Below are 668 nucleotides of genomic sequence, written 5' to 3'. Positions count from 1 at the left end.
TCGGAGCTGACGGCAAGCCTGTGTGCGGACCCGGCGCTTGCACCGGATACAGAGGCCTTGCGTGCTGCGCTCGCCCCCGAACTGCTCAAGGTGTTCCCGGCCGCATTCCTTGGTCGCATCACCCTCGTGCCATACCGGCCGCTCGCCAGCATGTCACTCGCGCGCATCGTCAGGCTGCACCTGGAGCGCGTCGTGCGCCGCATGGCCGAGACACACCAGATCGTACTGAACTACGAGGAGGCTGTCGTCGATTACATCGTCGGTCGATGTCTCGTGCAGGAGACGGGTGCACGTGTGCTGATCGGCTTCATCGAGCAGCACGTCCTGCCGCGTCTTTCTACCCTGTGGCTCGATGCCTTTTCGTCGAAGCAGCCGCTCTCACGCATCGATATTGTCCTGGGCGATCGTGACGCTCCGCCTGCTACCGCGCTGCTGTTCCGGTTCCCGGCTGCGCAGCAGCAGGCCAGCCAGACCGATGGCGTCAACGCTGACGCCGAGGAATCCATGGTCGGGCAGGCTCTCTGACGCTGCCGACCCTTTACCACACCCACCACCGCTCACGGGAGTTTCCCCCATGTCTTCCAGCAGTTCGCAGAAGTTCATCGCACGCAACCGCGCACCACGTGTGCAGATCGAGTATGACGTCGAGGTCTATGGCTCCGAAAAGA

The 668-nt window shown here is 63.2% G+C and carries 1 protein-coding gene and 1 pseudogene; both read left to right on the top strand.

The window, feature by feature from the left end:
• On the top strand, positions 1-525 hold a 525-nt coding region (locus tag BN2476_RS45110; protein WP_500045347.1), incomplete at its 5' end, for a ClpB D2-like domain containing protein.
• 49 nt (positions 526-574) lie between these two features.
• Positions 575-668, top strand: a pseudogene (locus BN2476_RS45105) (type VI secretion system contractile sheath small subunit); the annotation flags it as partial.

Source organism: Paraburkholderia piptadeniae (assembly GCF_900007165.1).
Classification (GTDB): Bacteria; Pseudomonadota; Gammaproteobacteria; order Burkholderiales; family Burkholderiaceae; genus Paraburkholderia; species Paraburkholderia piptadeniae.
This window is presented reverse-complemented; position numbering and strand designations above follow the sequence as displayed.